Source organism: Ruegeria sp. D3 (assembly GCF_056534465.1).
In genome coordinates this window covers 28,849-43,288 of the sequence record NZ_JBQFPK010000020.1, presented here as the reverse complement: position 1 = coordinate 43,288, position 14,440 = coordinate 28,849, and the positions used below count along the sequence as shown (strand labels likewise).

The 14,440-nt window shown below is 58.0% G+C and carries 20 protein-coding genes; 11 read left to right on the top strand and 9 right to left on the bottom strand.

The window, feature by feature from the left end; genetic code table 11:
- Positions 1 to 73: 73 nt before the first annotated feature.
- The gene (locus tag ACR0DX_RS21045) at positions 74 to 436 is read left to right on the top strand and encodes a hypothetical protein (protein ID WP_170356753.1); all 363 of its coding nucleotides are present in this window, start codon (positions 74 to 76) and stop codon (positions 434 to 436) included.
- Here the strand turns inward: ACR0DX_RS21045 and ACR0DX_RS21040 are convergent.
- Positions 418 to 1,407, bottom strand: coding sequence for a glutathione S-transferase family protein (locus tag ACR0DX_RS21040; protein ID WP_170356752.1), 990 nt, complete (start codon positions 1,405 to 1,407; stop codon positions 418 to 420). The two genes, ACR0DX_RS21045 and ACR0DX_RS21040, sit on opposite strands and share 19 nt — an antisense overlap.
- Positions 1,408 to 1,619: 212 nt before the next feature.
- Here ACR0DX_RS21040 and ACR0DX_RS21035 point away from each other — a divergent pair, with 212 nt between their 5' ends.
- The gene (locus ACR0DX_RS21035) at positions 1,620 to 1,973 is read left to right on the top strand and encodes a hypothetical protein (protein ID WP_170356751.1); all 354 of its coding nucleotides are present in this window, start codon (positions 1,620 to 1,622) and stop codon (positions 1,971 to 1,973) included.
- A 143-nt stretch (positions 1,974 to 2,116) separates the two neighbouring features.
- On the opposite strand, the gene ACR0DX_RS21030 is transcribed toward ACR0DX_RS21035, so the two are convergent.
- Positions 2,117 to 3,289, bottom strand: coding sequence for a PatB family C-S lyase (locus ACR0DX_RS21030; RefSeq protein ID WP_170356750.1), 1,173 nt, complete (start codon positions 3,287 to 3,289; stop codon positions 2,117 to 2,119).
- Between the two features lie 94 nt (positions 3,290 to 3,383).
- On the opposite strand from ACR0DX_RS21030, the gene def (ACR0DX_RS21025) reads away from it, so the two are divergent.
- The 6 genes from def (ACR0DX_RS21025) to speB all read left to right on the top strand — a co-directional run bounded on the left by def (ACR0DX_RS21025) (position 3,384) and on the right by speB (position 6,675).
- Positions 3,384 to 3,902 (top strand): peptide deformylase, encoded by a 519-nt coding sequence (gene def / locus ACR0DX_RS21025; protein ID WP_170356749.1) that lies wholly within the window; start codon positions 3,384 to 3,386, stop codon positions 3,900 to 3,902.
- Positions 3,899 to 4,393 (top strand): peptide deformylase, encoded by a 495-nt coding sequence (def, locus tag ACR0DX_RS21020; protein WP_170356748.1) that lies wholly within the window; start codon positions 3,899 to 3,901, stop codon positions 4,391 to 4,393. Before def (ACR0DX_RS21025) ends, def (ACR0DX_RS21020) begins: the two co-directional genes overlap by 4 nt.
- Before the next feature lie 2 nt (positions 4,394 to 4,395).
- Positions 4,396 to 5,310, top strand: a complete 915-nt coding sequence (gene fmt, locus ACR0DX_RS21015; protein WP_170356747.1) for a methionyl-tRNA formyltransferase — start codon at positions 4,396 to 4,398, stop codon at positions 5,308 to 5,310.
- Between the two features lie 5 nt (positions 5,311 to 5,315).
- Complete coding sequence (locus tag ACR0DX_RS21010) at positions 5,316 to 5,552, top strand: hypothetical protein (RefSeq protein WP_170356746.1); 237 nt, start codon at positions 5,316 to 5,318, stop codon at positions 5,550 to 5,552.
- Between the two features lies 1 nt (position 5,553).
- Complete coding sequence (locus ACR0DX_RS21005) at positions 5,554 to 5,790, top strand: GlsB/YeaQ/YmgE family stress response membrane protein (RefSeq protein WP_170356745.1); 237 nt, start codon at positions 5,554 to 5,556, stop codon at positions 5,788 to 5,790.
- A gap of 63 nt (positions 5,791 to 5,853) precedes the next feature.
- Entirely contained in the window at positions 5,854 to 6,675 is an 822-nt protein-coding gene (gene speB / locus ACR0DX_RS21000) for an agmatinase (protein ID WP_480847270.1), read from the top strand.
- A 2-nt stretch (positions 6,676 to 6,677) separates the two neighbouring features.
- On the opposite strand, the gene ACR0DX_RS20995 is transcribed toward speB, so the two are convergent.
- From ACR0DX_RS20995 to ACR0DX_RS20965, 7 genes are all read right to left on the bottom strand, one after another.
- Positions 6,678 to 7,280, bottom strand: a complete 603-nt coding sequence (locus tag ACR0DX_RS20995) for a COG3904 family protein (protein ID WP_353394778.1) — start codon at positions 7,278 to 7,280, stop codon at positions 6,678 to 6,680.
- Between the two features lie 15 nt (positions 7,281 to 7,295).
- Positions 7,296 to 7,919, bottom strand: coding sequence for a trimeric intracellular cation channel family protein (locus ACR0DX_RS20990; RefSeq protein ID WP_170356743.1), 624 nt, complete (start codon positions 7,917 to 7,919; stop codon positions 7,296 to 7,298).
- Entirely contained in the window at positions 7,916 to 8,383 is a 468-nt protein-coding gene (rnhA, locus tag ACR0DX_RS20985; RefSeq protein ID WP_170356742.1) for a ribonuclease HI, read from the bottom strand. Before rnhA ends, ACR0DX_RS20990 begins: the two co-directional genes overlap by 4 nt.
- Positions 8,376 to 8,963, bottom strand: coding sequence for a class I SAM-dependent methyltransferase (locus ACR0DX_RS20980; protein WP_170356741.1), 588 nt, complete (start codon positions 8,961 to 8,963; stop codon positions 8,376 to 8,378). The genes rnhA and ACR0DX_RS20980 overlap by 8 nt, the downstream gene beginning before the upstream one ends.
- Complete coding sequence (locus tag ACR0DX_RS20975) at positions 8,960 to 9,412, bottom strand: DUF3429 domain-containing protein (RefSeq protein WP_480847266.1); 453 nt, start codon at positions 9,410 to 9,412, stop codon at positions 8,960 to 8,962. The genes ACR0DX_RS20980 and ACR0DX_RS20975 overlap by 4 nt, the downstream gene beginning before the upstream one ends.
- On the bottom strand, positions 9,409 to 10,359 hold the full coding sequence (gene ispH, locus ACR0DX_RS20970; RefSeq protein WP_170356739.1) for a 4-hydroxy-3-methylbut-2-enyl diphosphate reductase: 951 nt from the start codon (positions 10,357 to 10,359) through the stop codon (positions 9,409 to 9,411). The genes ACR0DX_RS20975 and ispH overlap by 4 nt, the downstream gene beginning before the upstream one ends.
- A gap of 184 nt (positions 10,360 to 10,543) precedes the next feature.
- On the bottom strand, positions 10,544 to 11,116 hold the full coding sequence (locus ACR0DX_RS20965; RefSeq protein WP_170356738.1) for a LabA-like NYN domain-containing protein: 573 nt from the start codon (positions 11,114 to 11,116) through the stop codon (positions 10,544 to 10,546).
- A 139-nt stretch (positions 11,117 to 11,255) separates the two neighbouring features.
- On the opposite strand from ACR0DX_RS20965, the gene folK reads away from it, so the two are divergent.
- The 3 genes from folK (at position 11,256) to ACR0DX_RS20950 (ending at position 14,432) form a co-directional block, all read left to right on the top strand.
- Positions 11,256 to 11,825, top strand: coding sequence for a 2-amino-4-hydroxy-6-hydroxymethyldihydropteridine diphosphokinase (gene folK / locus ACR0DX_RS20960; RefSeq protein ID WP_170356737.1), 570 nt, complete (start codon positions 11,256 to 11,258; stop codon positions 11,823 to 11,825).
- A gap of 94 nt (positions 11,826 to 11,919) precedes the next feature.
- Positions 11,920 to 12,273: a DNA-directed RNA polymerase subunit omega gene (gene rpoZ / locus ACR0DX_RS20955; protein ID WP_170356736.1), complete on the top strand. Its 354-nt coding sequence runs from the start codon at positions 11,920 to 11,922 to the stop codon at positions 12,271 to 12,273.
- 26 nt (positions 12,274 to 12,299) lie between these two features.
- Positions 12,300 to 14,432, top strand: a complete 2,133-nt coding sequence (locus tag ACR0DX_RS20950) for a RelA/SpoT family protein (protein WP_170356735.1) — start codon at positions 12,300 to 12,302, stop codon at positions 14,430 to 14,432.
- Positions 14,433 to 14,440 lie beyond the last annotated feature (8 nt).

Genomic DNA, 14,440 nt, shown 5'->3' with positions numbered 1-14,440 from the left:
GTTAAGGAAATAACGTGATCACAAACCACAGGGATCGGCACTACTCACCACAACATGGGCCGAGGTTTTGCGTATGAATGTTTTGATTGTTGAGAGTAACCCCGATCTGGGTCGGGTCTGGCAAAGGCATCTTGAACGACAAGGTGCCGCGGTGACGTTGGTCACTGGTCAAGAGGCTGCAATTCTTGCGCTCTATGGGGCTGAGTTCGATATCATCGTGCTCGATTTGGTGTTAGAGGCGGGCAGCGCGCTGGCGGTCGCAGATTTTGCCAGTTATCGCCGCCCCGAGGCACGGGTGATTTTTGTCACCAATACCACCTTCTTTTCGGACGGGTCGATCTTTGCCCACAGCTCTAACGCTTGCGCTTATGTGCAAAGCGCAACGCCGCCAGAGGATCTGGCGGCGATGGTCGAGCACTACGCAGCGGGTCGCTGACCGCGCCCATGAGGTTCCATGAAGTCCAGCACCGGGTTGGTCGGGATGATGCGATGCGGATTGATGCTTTCGTGGCTATAGTGATAGTGGCGCACGATGTGCTCCAGGTTGACCGTGTGTGCGACGCCCGGCCATTGGTATAGCTCGCGCGTGTAGGCCCACAGGTTCGGATAGTCGATCAGTCGCCGCCGGTTGCATTTGAAATGCAGATGATAGACCGGGTCGAACCGGACCAGAGTGGTAAACAGGCGCCAATCGGCCTCGGTGACGCGATCACCCATCAGATAGCGGCTCTGAGACAGGCGCTGTTCGAGCCAATCCAGAGTATCAAATAGCGGTCCCACCGCACTGTCATAAGCGGTTTGGCTGGTGGCGAAACCGGACTTGTAGACCCCGTTATTGACGTCGGAATAGATGCGAGCGTTGACCTCCTCGATGTCGTCGCGCATCGCCTCGGGCCAATAGTCATCGGTGTTTCCGGTGATGCCATCAAACGCCGAATTGAACATGCGGATGATTTCCGAGCTTTCATTGGAAACGATCGTCTCTTGCCGTTTGTCCCAAAGGATTGGCACAGTTACACGGCCGGAATAGGACGGATCCGCCTTGGTATAGACCTGATGGGCATAATCCAGCCCGTAAAGATCGTCGCCGGTCGCGCCGTTGTCATCCGTCTCGAAGGTCCAGCCTTTATCCAGCATATCCGGATGAACGACCGAAACCGAGATCAGGTCGTTTAGCCCCTTGAGTTCGCGGAAGATGAGGGTGCGATGCGCCCAGGGGCAAGCGTGGCTCACATAGAGGTGATAGCGCCCCGGTTCCGCATTGAACCCACCCTTGCCCGAAGGGCCGGGCGTGCCGTCGGCGGTTAGCCAGTTGCGGAACTGCGCGGCGCTTCGTTTGAACGCGCCACCTGTGGATTTGGTGTCATACCACGTGTCATGCCACTTGCCATCGACCAACAGGCCCATCTGTATTCCTCCGCTTAGCGATTTTTCGAAAGATAGGCGCTTGAGCGCAGTGTTCCTATGCGAGCAGGCGCGCAATTTGCCTGCGTTTGCGCACAGACCATGGCGCGTGCGCCCGCAATACGGTGATGAAGACTGGATTTAAAGTAACCGGTTTCACTAGATTTTTACGATTGAGAGCGCACAATAGTACTCACTGCCGGGGGAGTTTTTTGATGAGTACCTATGTTTCCAAGGAAATAAGCGCTGAACTGGACGCGGCGCGAATCGCGGGCCTGAAGAGGATGAGCCGTCTTCGTGTAGAATTTGGCGACAATACCTTCAAAATTTTAAGATTGTGGAAGGATGGCTTCACGGTTGAGGCTGAAACCACTCCGCAACTGCGCGGTCTGGTCGATATCTATGACGGCGCGCGCCATTTGTACCAATGCCTGATCATCGCGGATGAAGCGCAGGCGGGTGAAATGCGCTATGATTTCAAACGCAGCACTGCCGCAGCCGACAAGGCGCCGCTGGATTTCTACCGCGCGCCGGATGCGCCGATCGCGCTGTTGGGGCACGAGGACTAGGGGCGGATTTTTAGATCAGGATGTGGTCGATCTGTGCGGTTTCGGGAACCATTCCGGCGCGGGCGGACGTGGCCCGTATCGGTGCTACCCAACCCATGCTGCGCTGATCAGGCACAGCACAAGAGTTATCTTTATCGCCCGCCTCACTGCAAATCGGCAAACGCTTGTTTCAGGCGGGCACAGGCGTCCTCCACTCGGCTGCGTTGGGTGGCCAGGTTGAACCGCTCAAAGGTTTCTCCGCCCGCGCCGAAGCCGGGGCCCGATGTGGTGGCGATTTTGGCATCCTGACGCAGGCGGCGAATGAATTCGGGATGGTCCATTCCAGTGCCCGAGAAATCAACCCAGGCCAGATAGGTCGCCTGCAGTGGCATGGACCAAAGACCGGGGATTTCCGCAATCGTTGCATCAAACAGACGGCGGTTGCTGTCCAGATGTACGATCTGCTCGTCGACCCATGCGGCGCCCTCTGGGGTGTAGGCGGCCGTGATCATCGCCACGCCAAGCGCACTGGGGTCGTAGTCCAGCGTCTGGATGCGGTTGCGCATGGCCGCGCGCAATTTGGGATCTGGGATGATCATGTTGCCAGTGCGCTGACCGGCAATGTTGAACGTTTTGGAAGGTGCCGTCAGTGTCACGGTCCAGGGCCGCGCATCCGGGGCGGCCACGTCCATCGGCACAAACGTTTGGCCGGGATAGACCAGGTCATGATGAATTTCATCCGACACCAGAACCAGCCCATTCCGTTCGGCAAAAGCTGCAACGGCGCGCAGCTCATCTGGTGTCCAGACCCGCCCCGAAGGATTCTGAGGCGAACACCACAATAGCATCTTTTCAGATCCGTCCAGCCGCGATTGCGCATCGTCCAGATCCACCCCATAGCTGTCGCCATCGCGCGCCAACGGGCACTCTACCACCCTGCGGCCGGATTTGTTCACCTTGTGCGCAAACTCATGGTAAACAGGCGAAAAGATGACCACTCCGTCGCCCGATTCGGTCCAGACGTCCAGACATAGTGCGATCGCGTTCCCCAACCCCTGTGAAGTCAGAACCCAATCGGTGTCGATGTCCCATCCATGACGGTTTTTCATCCACCACTGGACCGAACTCAGATAGTCCGGGTGCATCCAAGAATAGCCAAAAACCCCATGGTCCGCAGCTTGCCGCACGACATCGACAACACATGGCGCCGTAGGATAATCGGAATCGGCCGTCCACATGGCCAGCCCGTCATCCGGTGAAACGCCGTACAGGCGCTCCATCTTATCCCATTTAGAACTGTTGGTGCCCCGGCGGTCGATCAAGTCGTTGAACGTCATGTTGTCTCCATCTGTCGGACGGAAAGCTAGTCACAATCGTGGCGGGTGCAAGGGGGGCGTTGCGGCGGGGGGCGCGATGGCCTAAATCAACGACATGAAACGCTCAATTCTTATTCACCCCGATCCGCGCTTGAAAAAAGTTTGCGCCCCCGTTGCTGACCTGACGGATGAACTGCGCAAACTGGCTGATGACATGCTGGAGACAATGTACGACGCTCCTGGTATCGGGCTGGCTGCACCGCAGATTGGCATCCTGGATCGGTTGATCGTGTTGGATTGCGTCAAGGAAGAGGGCGAGGCACCGCGCCCCCTGATCATGTTCAACCCCGAGATCGTGGCCTCTTCGGACGAAACAAATGTTTATGAAGAAGGCTGCCTGTCGATTCCCGAACAATATGCCGAAGTCACCCGTCCCAAAGTGGTGGAGGTGGCTTGGATGGATCGTGACGGTAACGCACAGCAAGAAACGTTTGATGACCTTTGGGCGACCTGCGTGCAGCATGAGATCGACCACCTGAACGGTAAGCTGTTCATCGACTATCTCAAGCCGCTGAAACGCCAGATGATCACGCGTAAGATGCAGAAGTTGAAACGCGAAAAGGCCCGCGCATGACCGTTCGCACCTGCCTGCCTTGGCCCGACAAACGCCTGCGGACCAAGGCCGAGGACGTGGCTGAGATTACCGATGAAATCCGCGCCATCTGGGACGACATGATCGACACGATGGAGGCGATGCCTGGTGTTGGTCTTGCGGGCCCTCAGATCGGAGTGATGTTGCGGCTGGCCGTGGTGGATGGCTCGACCGAGCGTGGGCGTGCGGTACGGTTGGCGAACCCGGAAATCCTGCACAGCTCGATTGAACTGCGCGAGCATGATGAAGCCAGCCCGAACCTTCCCGGCGTGTCTGCCAAGGTGAAACGCCCCCGTGCGGTGACGGTGAAATTCCTGAACGAACAGGGCATGATCGATCGACGTGACTTTGTGGGGATTGAGGCCACCAGCGTGCAGCACCAGATCGACCACTTGAACGGTCGGATGTATTTCGACCGTCTCAGCAAGGTCAAACGCGATATTCTGCTGCGCAAAGCCAGAAAGCAGGGGTAGAAATGCGCATCATTTTCATGGGAACGCCCGATTTCTCGGTGCCGGTGCTGGACGCGCTGGTCGAAGCCGGGCATGAGATCGCCGCTGTTTACTGCCAACCACCACGCCCAGCAGGGCGGGGTAAGAAAGACCGGCCAACCCCTGTTCATGCACGGGCCGAAGCGCTTAGCTTTGATGTTCGTCACCCGGTGTCATTAAAGTCGATCGAAGAACAAGAAGCCTTCGCAGCGCTGAAAGCGGATGTGGCCGTTGTCGTTGCCTATGGTCTGCTGTTGCCGCAACCTGTTCTGGATGCGCCCAAACAGGGGTGTCTGAATATTCATGCCAGCCTTTTACCGCGCTGGCGCGGCGCCGCGCCGCTGCAGCGCGCAATCATGGCGGGGGACGCTCAGACCGGCGTCTGCATCATGCAAATGGAGGCCGGACTGGATACCGGGCCGGTCCTTTTGCGACGTGCCACCGATATCGGGACACAGGAAACCACGGCGCACCTGCATGACAGACTGTCAGAAATGGGTGCAGCGATGATTGTGGAAACGTTGGACACCTTATCGGACCTGACACCGGAACCTCAGCCCGAGGACGGAGTGACCTACGCGGCAAAGATCGACAAGTCCGAGGCGCGTGTCGACTGGACCCGCCCAGCCGTCGAGGTCGACCGGCAAATCCGGGGCCTGTCCCCCTTTCCCGGCGCCTGGACCGAGATTGGAGGCGAGCGTATCAAGCTGTTGGCCTCTCGGTTGGCAGTGGGGCAGGGGCAGCCGGGTGAGCTGTTGGATGATACCCTCCGCGTTGCCTGTGGCGATGGCGCGATTGACCTATTGCGCTTGCAGCGGGCTGGGAAAGCAGCGCAGGATGCAGCAACTTTCCTAAGGGGTTGGCCAGTCGCAGCTGGGACCAATTTAACGCTGGGGTAAAGTAGATGTTCATGGTCTTGATGGGTACGGTGGTTATCGCTAGCATTGTAGGATATCTGTCTGAGAAGACGGGATTTACCCACAATGGGTATCTGCCCTCAATCATCATTTGTGTGGGCGGAGCGTGCCTGTTTTACTTTGTCCGGATCATGTTCGGCATTAGCTTTGGCCCACCTGGCTTTGATGCCGTGCTGTCCTCGATTGGTGCGCTCATCATCGTTCCGACTCATTGGAGGAAATAACGTGCCCGTCATCGCCCTGATCATCATCGGAGCTGCAGCCGGGTTTCTGGCGACCCGCCTGGTGCGGATCGAGGCGGACATACCCACAACCATGCTGATCGGCATTGTCGGCGCATTGGTGGGCGGGTTTATCCTGCGCGCGTTGATTGCCGTGGCGGGCTGGCTGTCGGGTTTTGTTGGCGCGGTTCTTGGCGCTTTGTTGGTGATCTGGATCTGGCAGAGATATCTGCGTCGCTGACCCCTTGACCTTTCGGGTCGAACCCGGCCAGATCGCCAGGAATTTCTATCCGAAAGGCGCCCCATGTCGCATGACTTGAACCTTGGTGATGTTGCCCTGATGGGCGTTCCGCTGGACCTACATTCTTCGTTCCTGCAGGGGCCTGCCTTTGCGCCGGGCCGCATTCGTGAGGCACTGCATTCCGGAGCTGCCAACCTGACTGCCGAAGACGGCACCGATCTGGGCGCGACCGACCGGTTTAAGGATACCGGCGATCTGGACGTGTTCGAAATGATTGGACAGGAACCCATCGACCGGATCGAGGCCGGGGCCGCCGAGCGTATCGCAACCGGCGCGCGGCTGTTGTCGCTGGGGGGCGATCACTCGGTCGCGTATCCGCTGATCAAGGCGCATTCAGAGCGGTATGAGGGGCTGAACATCCTTCATATCGACTCGCACCCTGACCTTTACGACAGTCAGCAGGTCGGCCCGCTGGGTCACGGTTGCCCCTTCGCGCGGGTGATGGAGACGTGCCAGATCAACCGTCTGGTGCAGGTCGGTATCCGCACCATGAACAAGCATCAGCAGGAACAGGCCGACAAGTTCGGCGTCGAAGTCATCGACATGCAAAGCTGGAGCCCGGATCTTGAGATCAGCTTTGACGGCCCTGTTTACCTTTCGCTGGATCTGGACGCGCTGGACCCGGCCTTTGCGCCCGGTGTTTCGCATCACGAGCCCGGTGGGCTGAGCACGCGTGAGGTGGTAAACCTGATCCACCGTTTCAAGGGCCAGTTGGTTGGCGCGGATATCGTCGAGCTGAACCCTCACCGCGATCCCTATGGCATCACCGCGATGGTGGCGGCGAAATTTGTCAAGGAAATCGGCGGGCGTCTGTTGTCGCGCTGACCCTACCGCGCGTCACATTGGGCGGCTGATCCCAGACGGGGTGCGCCACCCGTGGTCATGTCGAACCGGTCAGCCTCTGCCGCGTTCATCCAATGCATCCCTTCGGACGGGGCCGCGTCCAACGTGTACCAGTAGAACGCCTCATCCACGCCGATATCTTCGAAATAGTCCAGATATCGGTCATGTTCCGGGTCGTCCTTGGGGATTTCGGTGGCGACGATGTTCCAGCCGCCCCAACTGTGGACGCCGACGCAGGCTCCGGGCTCTAGCACGCGGCGCTTCCCTGCCAGAAACAGGTCGGTTCCGCCCGAAGCGATCAGCCCGTCTGAGGGCACAATCGTATCGAACCCCTGCTCGTGGACCACGCGGGAAAAAACCACATTCGCGTCGTCATCCATCGAGCCTTCAATATAGCTTAGCACCAGTGTTTTTGCGTCGGGGTTTCGCTGGATTACCTCAAGAAACGCATCCAGCGTCGTATGGTCGATAGTACCTGTGGCCACGATTTGATCTCCCTGCGCGGCAAACTGCATGGGGTCATATTGTTGACCGCAGCCAGCGAGGGCGGCGAGTCCGGCGATGACGGTACAAAATGCAGGTTTCATGCGTAGAGGCCCTATTCAAACACGCGGTGGGCGGCTTTTGTAGACAGGCAGTTTCCAACCAAACAGCAATGACCCCGCCCTCAAGGCCCAGCAGACCAGCGCACAAGACGCCAGAACGGCCAGATCGTCCAGCCCAAGGCGGCTGGCGGCAACGGCGGTCAGCGCCCCCGCAAAGGCGCACGAGACGTAAAGTTCGCCCTGTTTCAGCACCAGAGGCACTTCGTTGCAGACCACATCGCGCATCAACCCGCCCAGACATCCGGTGCTGATCCCCATCAGCACGACGACCACGCCCGATTGCCCCAGCGACAAAGCGGTGGCCGATCCGGCTGCGACGGCGATTGACAGCGCAAAACTGTCCAGCCAGATCAGCCAGTTATAGCGGCTTTCCACCAGATGTGCGGTGAAGAACACCAATACGGCGGCGGCCACTGCGATCAGGATGTAATCCGGTTGTCCGACCCAGAAAACCGGGTCGCGGTTTAGCAGCAAATCACGGACAGTGCCGCCACCCACGGCGGTCAGGCTGGCGATAAAGGCAAAGCCCACCAGATCTAGCTGCGCCCGACTGGCCACCAGCGCCCCGGTCAGTGCGAACACAAGAACCGAGGCATAGTCGAGCAGCGCCAGCCAGCTCATGCCTGTGTCTTTTTTGGCTTGAACGGTGCCATGCCAGCGCGGGCCAGTTCATCGGCCTTTTCGTTTTCAGGATGGCCCGCGTGGCCTTTGACCCATTCCCAGGTCACGTCATGACGAGTTTGTGCCTCGTCCAGCCTCTGCCACAGATCTACATTCTTGACAGGCTTCTTATTCGAGGTTTTCCAACCGTTCCGCTTCCACCCGAAAATCCACCCCGTGACGCCGTTTTTCACATAGGCGCTGTCTGTCACAACGGTGATCTTCGAGGCCCGGTCCAACGTTTCGAGCGCGCTGATCGCGGCCAGCAGCTCCATCCGATTGTTTGTGGTCTCGGCCTCGCCGCCGTTGAGTTCCCGCTCTTTCAGGACATTGTCGCCATCCATCGCGCGCAAAAGCACGCCCCAGCCGCCGGGGCCCGGATTACCGGAACATGCGCCGTCGGTATAGGCAAACAGCTCAGGCATGGGCCAACACCAGAATGAAACCATCATACGAACCCGCAAGGCCCGCACCCACGCCCGTGGTGATCCAGTCGATGGTGAATCCGGTCTGGGACAGCGCTTCTTCGATTTCAGTCTGCGAGAAATAGGTGTAACGGCGGTCCAGATCGTCGCGATGTTCACCAGTCCCGAGTTTTAACCCCAGAAAAAAGACTCCTGCGGGTTTCAGCGCCTTGTGAATGGCTGACAGGTGTCGGGGGAAATCGGCGCGAGGGGCATGTAACAGCGAGAAACTTGCGTAGACTCCATCATACTCGGCCTCTTCGGTCACGTCGTCGAACGTCCCCAGATGAGCGTCCACACCGTTTTCACGCGCGTGTTCGACAAAAGCGGGTGTGGCGTCGATGGCGCGGACGCGCAGACCTTGCCGATGCAGAAAGGCGCTGTCCGATCCCGGGCCTGCCCCGAGATCCAGTACGTGTCCGCCTTCCACGACCGCTTCTGCAAAGGCCATGCGGGCTTCGATCTGTTCAGGGGGTAGGGGAACACTGAGGTAATCAGCGACGCGCGAGGAATAGGCGTCAATCGTTCTTTTGTCGGTCACAAGTATACTCCAACGGCAAGGCAGACCAGAACGACGGCTGTCAGCAACATGCGCAGACGCATCCACCAAACCGGCGTCAGTCGCCAGTATGAGAACACAGCGTCCAGCAAAAGTAACCCGGCAAAGCCCCACAACAGGTTGGTAGCTGCCGCGAGGGGTCCACCGCCCGTTTTGAAAAAGGCCCAAAGCGCGGGGAGAACGGACAACAGATAGCAGGTCGCAGCCTTACTGCCCGATGTCTTCGTCGCAAACCCCCACAAAACGCCAGACATAAAGCTGAGGATGATCGAGCCGTAGAACAGCTGAACGTAAGGCCCCACGAAACGGGGACCCAGCGCCTGTGTGCCCCAGGCATGCAGATCATCGTTCAAGTAAGTAAGCGTCCCCCAGACGAAGGGGATCAACCCGGCCAGCCCCAGAACCAAAGGGGCGCGTGGAATACCGTTCATGCCGGTTCGCGCAAAACGCGCGGGACTTTGAATTCGACGTTTTCAACCGCTGTTTCGACCAATTCGACTTTTACATCAAAATGATCTCGGAATGCGTCGATCACTTCATTCACCAAGACCTCGGGAGCAGACGCACCAGCAGTGATCGCGACCGAGGAAATCCCTTCCAAAGCGCGCCAGTCGATATCTGTCGAACGTTGTACCAGTTGCGCATAGTTACACCCGGCGCGTGCGGCAACTTCGACCAGTCGACGTGAATTGGACGAATTGGGCGCCCCCACAACCAACAGCGCATCGGATTTGGGGGCCACAGCTTTGACAGCTTCCTGCCTGTTCGTGGTCGCGTAGCAAATGTCTTCTTTGTGTGGGCTGACAATGGCTGGAAACCGCGCCTGTAGCGCTGCGATGATGTCCTTGGTATCATCAACGGACAGGGTCGTTTGCGTTACAAAGGCCAGCTTGTCGGGATCGCGCACGGCGACGGTGGCGACGTCCTCGACGGTTTCGACCAGTAGGACCTCGCCCTCGGGCAGTTGCCCCATGGTGCCGACAGTTTCGGGGTGTCCTTTGTGACCGATCATGATCATCTGCAACCCGGCTTCGGCATGGCGCTGCGCTTCGACATGGACTTTGGACACCAGCGGACAGGTCGCGTCGACATAGATCATCTCGCGCTGGGCAGCCGCTGCAGGTACCGATTTAGGAACGCCATGGGCCGAAAAAATTACCGGCCGGTCATCGGGGCATTCATCCAGTTCTTCGACGAACACCGCACCTTTTTCACGCAGCCCGTCCACCACGAATTTGTTGTGCACGATCTCATGACGCACATAGACCGGAGCGCCCCATTTCTGTAGCGCCATTTCCACAATCTTAATCGCCCGGTCTACACCGGCGCAGAACCCACGCGGTGCTGCCAGATACAGCGTCAGGGATGGCTTTGTCATGTCACGTTCTCCTTAAGGCCACAGGTAGGTCTTTTCCTCGCCATGGTCCAGACAGGACAGTGTCATTCATCTGACATGAATCAGTGCTATCAAACAGATGTTTCATCACCTGTTTCTAGTTTAAGACGCGCGGTCAGGGCATCAACCCTGACCGCGTTCTTTATCTTTTGGTGTTTGGCGCGTGTTACTGACCGCTTGCAGCCACGCTGCGCGGTTCCATCGGAATGTCACGCGGCGGGCGGCCGATCACATCGCGCAGGTCTTCAAGCTCGATGAAGTTGTCGGCCTGGCGCCGCAACTCGTCCGAGATCATCGGAGGCTGGCTGCGAATAGTCGACACAACTGAAACGCGCACGCCCTGACGTTGCAGACTTGCTATCAGCGGGCGGAAGTCCCCATCGCCCGAAAACAACACGATGTGATCAACGCGCGGTGCCAGTTCCATGGCATCGACGGTCAGTTCGATATCCATGTTTCCTTTGACTTTCCGACGCCCCATGCTGTCGGTGTATTCTTTCGCCGGTTTTGTCACCATGGTGAAGCCGTTGTAATGCAGCCAGTCTACCAGGGGGCGGATGGGCGAATACTCGTCATTTTCCAAAAGCGCTGTGTAGTAAAAAGCACGAAGCATCTTCCCGCGGCGCATGAATTCCTGACGCAGCAGTTTGTAGTCGATGTCAAATCCAAGTGCTTTCGCGGCCGCATAAAGATTCGAGCCGTCGATGAACAGCGCTAGCCGTTCGTCTTTATAAAACATAAATAGGTCCTTCCGGTATCTACCAGAACGCCGGGTGTTACGTGAGTGAGCTAGGAAATTGGCGGCGCGCTGATACGCCTATAATTAGGGCATTTAATGTGTATCGCAAGTATGCAATTCGCCGAATATAGGGAATAGTATGTGCAAATTTACGTCAGAATCGGTCATTGCATTGGGTGCAAATCTCAATTTGAGAGGCTGCGGACCCAAGGTGACACTAGAACAGGCAATTGACGCAATTTCACGTCAGGGCTTGGTGATTCGCGCCGTCAGCCGATTCTACGAGACCCCCTGTTTTCCAGCGGGTGCTGGACCGGATTACGTGAACGCGGCTGTTTTGGTCGAAACGGACAAGTCAGCTGCAGACTTGTTGCAACTGCTGCATGAGCTCGAACACGAATTCGGGCGCGAACGAATACAGCGCTGGGGGATGCGGACGTTGGATCTGGATCTGGTTTGTTTCGGCGACCAAGTGCTTCCGGATACATCAACCTATAACCAATGGCGGACGCTGCCGTCGCAGGAACAGATGCAGCAGGCGCCGGACCAGTTGATCCTGCCGCATCCGCGTCTTCAGGATCGCGCCTTCGTGCTGGTGCCAATGGCTGATGTCGCCCCGGATTGGTGCCATCCCGTGCTGGGTCTGACGGTCCGGGAAATGGTGGCAGCCCTGCCGGTCGACGATATTGCCGCCGTCACCCCTTTGTGATCGGAGCATTTGCGGCATTTCCTGCTTGTCAAGGCAGGGATTCGCCCTTAGATAAACCTCTTCCTGACATGGATTCAGTAACGGAGAGCGCCCCATGGCCCGCGTGACGGTAGAAGATTGCGTAGACAAGGTACAAAACCGGTTCGAGCTGGTGATGCTTGCCGCCCATCGTGCGCGTGAGATTTCCGCAGGTGCTGCGATCACTGTGGACCGCGACAATGACAAAAACCCGGTTGTGTCGCTGCGCGAAATCGCCGACGAAACCCAAAGCGCCGATGAACTGCGCGAGCGCCTGATCGAGGCCAACCAGACCCAGATCGAGGTTGATGAGCCCGAAGAGGATCAGATGGCGCTGCTGATGGGTGCGGAATCCGACAAGCCTGCAGATGATGACATGTCCGAAGAGAAGCTGCTGCGCGCTCTGATGGAGGCTCAAGGCCAGGGGTAATCCCCAAAAACGAAGGTGCGGACCGGATGATTTCTGCTGAAGACCTGATTGCGCTGGTCCGCAACTACAACCCCAAGACAAATGCTGACCGCATTGCCCGTGCCTATGAGTTCGGAAGCCAGATGCATGAGGGTCAGTTCCGTCACTCTGGCGAACCCTATTTCACCCATCCTGTCGCCGTTGCCGCCATCCTGACCGAACAGCGTCTGGATGATGCCACGATCATTACCGCACTGCTGCATGACACGATCGAGGATACCAAGGCCAATTACGGCAAGGTGTCCGAGCTGTTCGGGGATGAAGTGGCCAAGCTGGTCGATGGCGTCACCAAGCTGACCAACCTGCAGCTGTCCAGCAGGGAAACCAAACAGGCCGAGAACTTCCGCAAGCTGTTCATGGCCATGTCCAAAGATTTGCGGGTCATTCTGGTCAAGCTGGCAGACCGTTTGCACAACATGCGCACGATCAAGGCGATGCGCCCCGAAAAACAGGTTCAAAAAGCGCGCGAGACGATGGATATCTACGCGCCACTTGCGGGCCGTATGGGGATGCAGTGGATGCGCGAAGAGCTGGAGGATCTGGCCTTCCGCGTGCTGAACCCCGAAGGTCGGCAGTCGATCATCCGGCGGTTTATCACTCTGCAACGGGAAACCGGCGATGTGATTCATCGGATCACTGGTGATATGCGCCTTGAATTGGACAAGGCTGGGATCGAAGCCGAGGTGTTCGGCCGAGCCAAAAAACCCTATTCGATCTGGCGCAAGATGCAGGAAAAGGATCAGGGCTTTTCGCGTCTGTCCGATATCTATGGCTTCCGCATTATCACTCAGACAGAGGAAGACTGCTATAGGACCCTTGGCGCGATCCACCAACGCTGGCGCGCAGTGCCGGGACGGTTCAAGGACTATATCAGCCAGCCAAAATCGAACGGATACCGTTCGATTCACACCACCGTGTCGGGGCGGGATGGCAAACGGGTCGAAGTTCAGATCCGTACTCGCCAGATGCACGACGTGGCCGAGACGGGTGTGGCTGCGCACTGGTCGTACCGCGACGGGGTGCGGTCCGAAAACCCCTTTGCCGTGGACCCGGCAAAGTGGATCGCCAACTTGACCGAGCAGTTCGACAGCGAGGATGATCACGAAGATTTCCTCGAAGCCGTCAAGCTTGAGATGTATTCCGACCAGGTGTTCTGCTTCACGCCCAAGGGCGATGTTGTGAAACTGCCGCGTGGGGCGACACCAATCGATTTCGCTTATGCGATCCACACGCGGATTGGCCATGCTTGTGTCGGGGCCAAGGTGGACGGTATCCGAGTGCCGCTGTGGACCCGGATCAAGAACGGTCAATCGGTCGATGTTATCACGGCCGACGGACAGACCCCGCAGGTCACATGGCTTGAGATTGCGGTCACTGGCAAAGCCCGCACTGCCATCCGGCGCGCCTTGCGTGAAGTCGACCGCGAGCGTTTCATCAAATTGGGCAAGGAACTGGCGCGCTCGGGGTTCGAACATGTGGGCCGAAAGGCGACGGACAAGGCGCTGGACACGGCCGCCAAGCATTTGCGTCTGAAGGACCGACACGAATTGTTGGCTCGTTTGGGCAGTGCCGAACTGACGGCCCATGACGTGGTCAGCGCCGTTTATCCAGAGCTTACGCAGGATGAAGGGGACGCGATCCCCCTGCGCCGCGCTGTGATTGGTCTTGAGCCGGGTCAGAAATTCGACCGGGCGCCATGTTGTCAGCCCCTGCCGGGAGAGCGGATTGTCGGCATCACCTATCGTGGCAAAGGGGTGGTGGTGCATGCCATCGATTGTGACCGCCTGACCGAGTTTGAAGGCGAACCCGAGCGTTGGGTGGACTTGCATTGGCACACTGGCACCCATCCGGCGGTCTATGGCGCGACGCTGGATCTGACCATTGGCAATGATGCGGGCGTACTGGGGCGTATTTGCACATTGATCGGTGAGAAAAAGGCCAATATCTCGAACCTTGAATTCGTCGACCGGAAACCGGATTTTTACCGTCTTCTGATCAATGTCGAACTGCGCGACCTTGAACAGCTTCATTCTTTGATGCTGATGCTTGAGGCCGAAAGCGATGTTGCTGCGGTCGAACGCTACAGAGACAGGACCAAGACCGCCGTGGCGGCTGGCTGAGAAGGGGT

What these genes read in the sequence shown, in the direction of transcription:
- ACR0DX_RS20995 (WP_353394778.1), bottom strand. Translation starts at nt 7,280, where the DNA reads ATGAAACCTGCATTTTGTACCGTCATCGCCGGACTCGCCGCCCTCGCT.
- speB (WP_480847270.1), top strand. Translation starts at nt 5,854, where the DNA reads ATGTCGCATGACTTGAACCTTGGTGATGTTGCCCTGATGGGCGTTCCG.
- ACR0DX_RS21035 (WP_170356751.1), top strand. Translation starts at nt 1,620, where the DNA reads ATGAGTACCTATGTTTCCAAGGAAATAAGCGCTGAACTGGACGCGGCG.
- ispH (WP_170356739.1), bottom strand. Translation starts at nt 10,359, where the DNA reads ATGACAAAGCCATCCCTGACGCTGTATCTGGCAGCACCGCGTGGGTTC.
- def (WP_170356748.1), top strand. Translation starts at nt 3,899, where the DNA reads ATGACCGTTCGCACCTGCCTGCCTTGGCCCGACAAACGCCTGCGGACC.
- rnhA (WP_170356742.1), bottom strand. Translation starts at nt 8,383, where the DNA reads ATGCCTGAGCTGTTTGCCTATACCGACGGCGCATGTTCCGGTAATCCG.
- ACR0DX_RS20990 (WP_170356743.1), bottom strand. Translation starts at nt 7,919, where the DNA reads ATGAGCTGGCTGGCGCTGCTCGACTATGCCTCGGTTCTTGTGTTCGCA.
- ACR0DX_RS21045 (WP_170356753.1), top strand. Translation starts at nt 74, where the DNA reads ATGAATGTTTTGATTGTTGAGAGTAACCCCGATCTGGGTCGGGTCTGG.
- ACR0DX_RS20965 (WP_170356738.1), bottom strand. Translation starts at nt 11,116, where the DNA reads ATGTTTTATAAAGACGAACGGCTAGCGCTGTTCATCGACGGCTCGAAT.
- ACR0DX_RS21010 (WP_170356746.1), top strand. Translation starts at nt 5,316, where the DNA reads ATGTTCATGGTCTTGATGGGTACGGTGGTTATCGCTAGCATTGTAGGA.
- ACR0DX_RS21040 (WP_170356752.1), bottom strand. Translation starts at nt 1,407, where the DNA reads ATGGGCCTGTTGGTCGATGGCAAGTGGCATGACACGTGGTATGACACC.
- rpoZ (WP_170356736.1), top strand. Translation starts at nt 11,920, where the DNA reads ATGGCCCGCGTGACGGTAGAAGATTGCGTAGACAAGGTACAAAACCGG.
- folK (WP_170356737.1), top strand. Translation starts at nt 11,256, where the DNA reads ATGTGCAAATTTACGTCAGAATCGGTCATTGCATTGGGTGCAAATCTC.
- ACR0DX_RS21030 (WP_170356750.1), bottom strand. Translation starts at nt 3,289, where the DNA reads ATGACGTTCAACGACTTGATCGACCGCCGGGGCACCAACAGTTCTAAA.
- ACR0DX_RS20950 (WP_170356735.1), top strand. Translation starts at nt 12,300, where the DNA reads ATGATTTCTGCTGAAGACCTGATTGCGCTGGTCCGCAACTACAACCCC.
- ACR0DX_RS20975 (WP_480847266.1), bottom strand. Translation starts at nt 9,412, where the DNA reads ATGAACGGTATTCCACGCGCCCCTTTGGTTCTGGGGCTGGCCGGGTTG.
- fmt (WP_170356747.1), top strand. Translation starts at nt 4,396, where the DNA reads ATGCGCATCATTTTCATGGGAACGCCCGATTTCTCGGTGCCGGTGCTG.
- def (WP_170356749.1), top strand. Translation starts at nt 3,384, where the DNA reads ATGAAACGCTCAATTCTTATTCACCCCGATCCGCGCTTGAAAAAAGTT.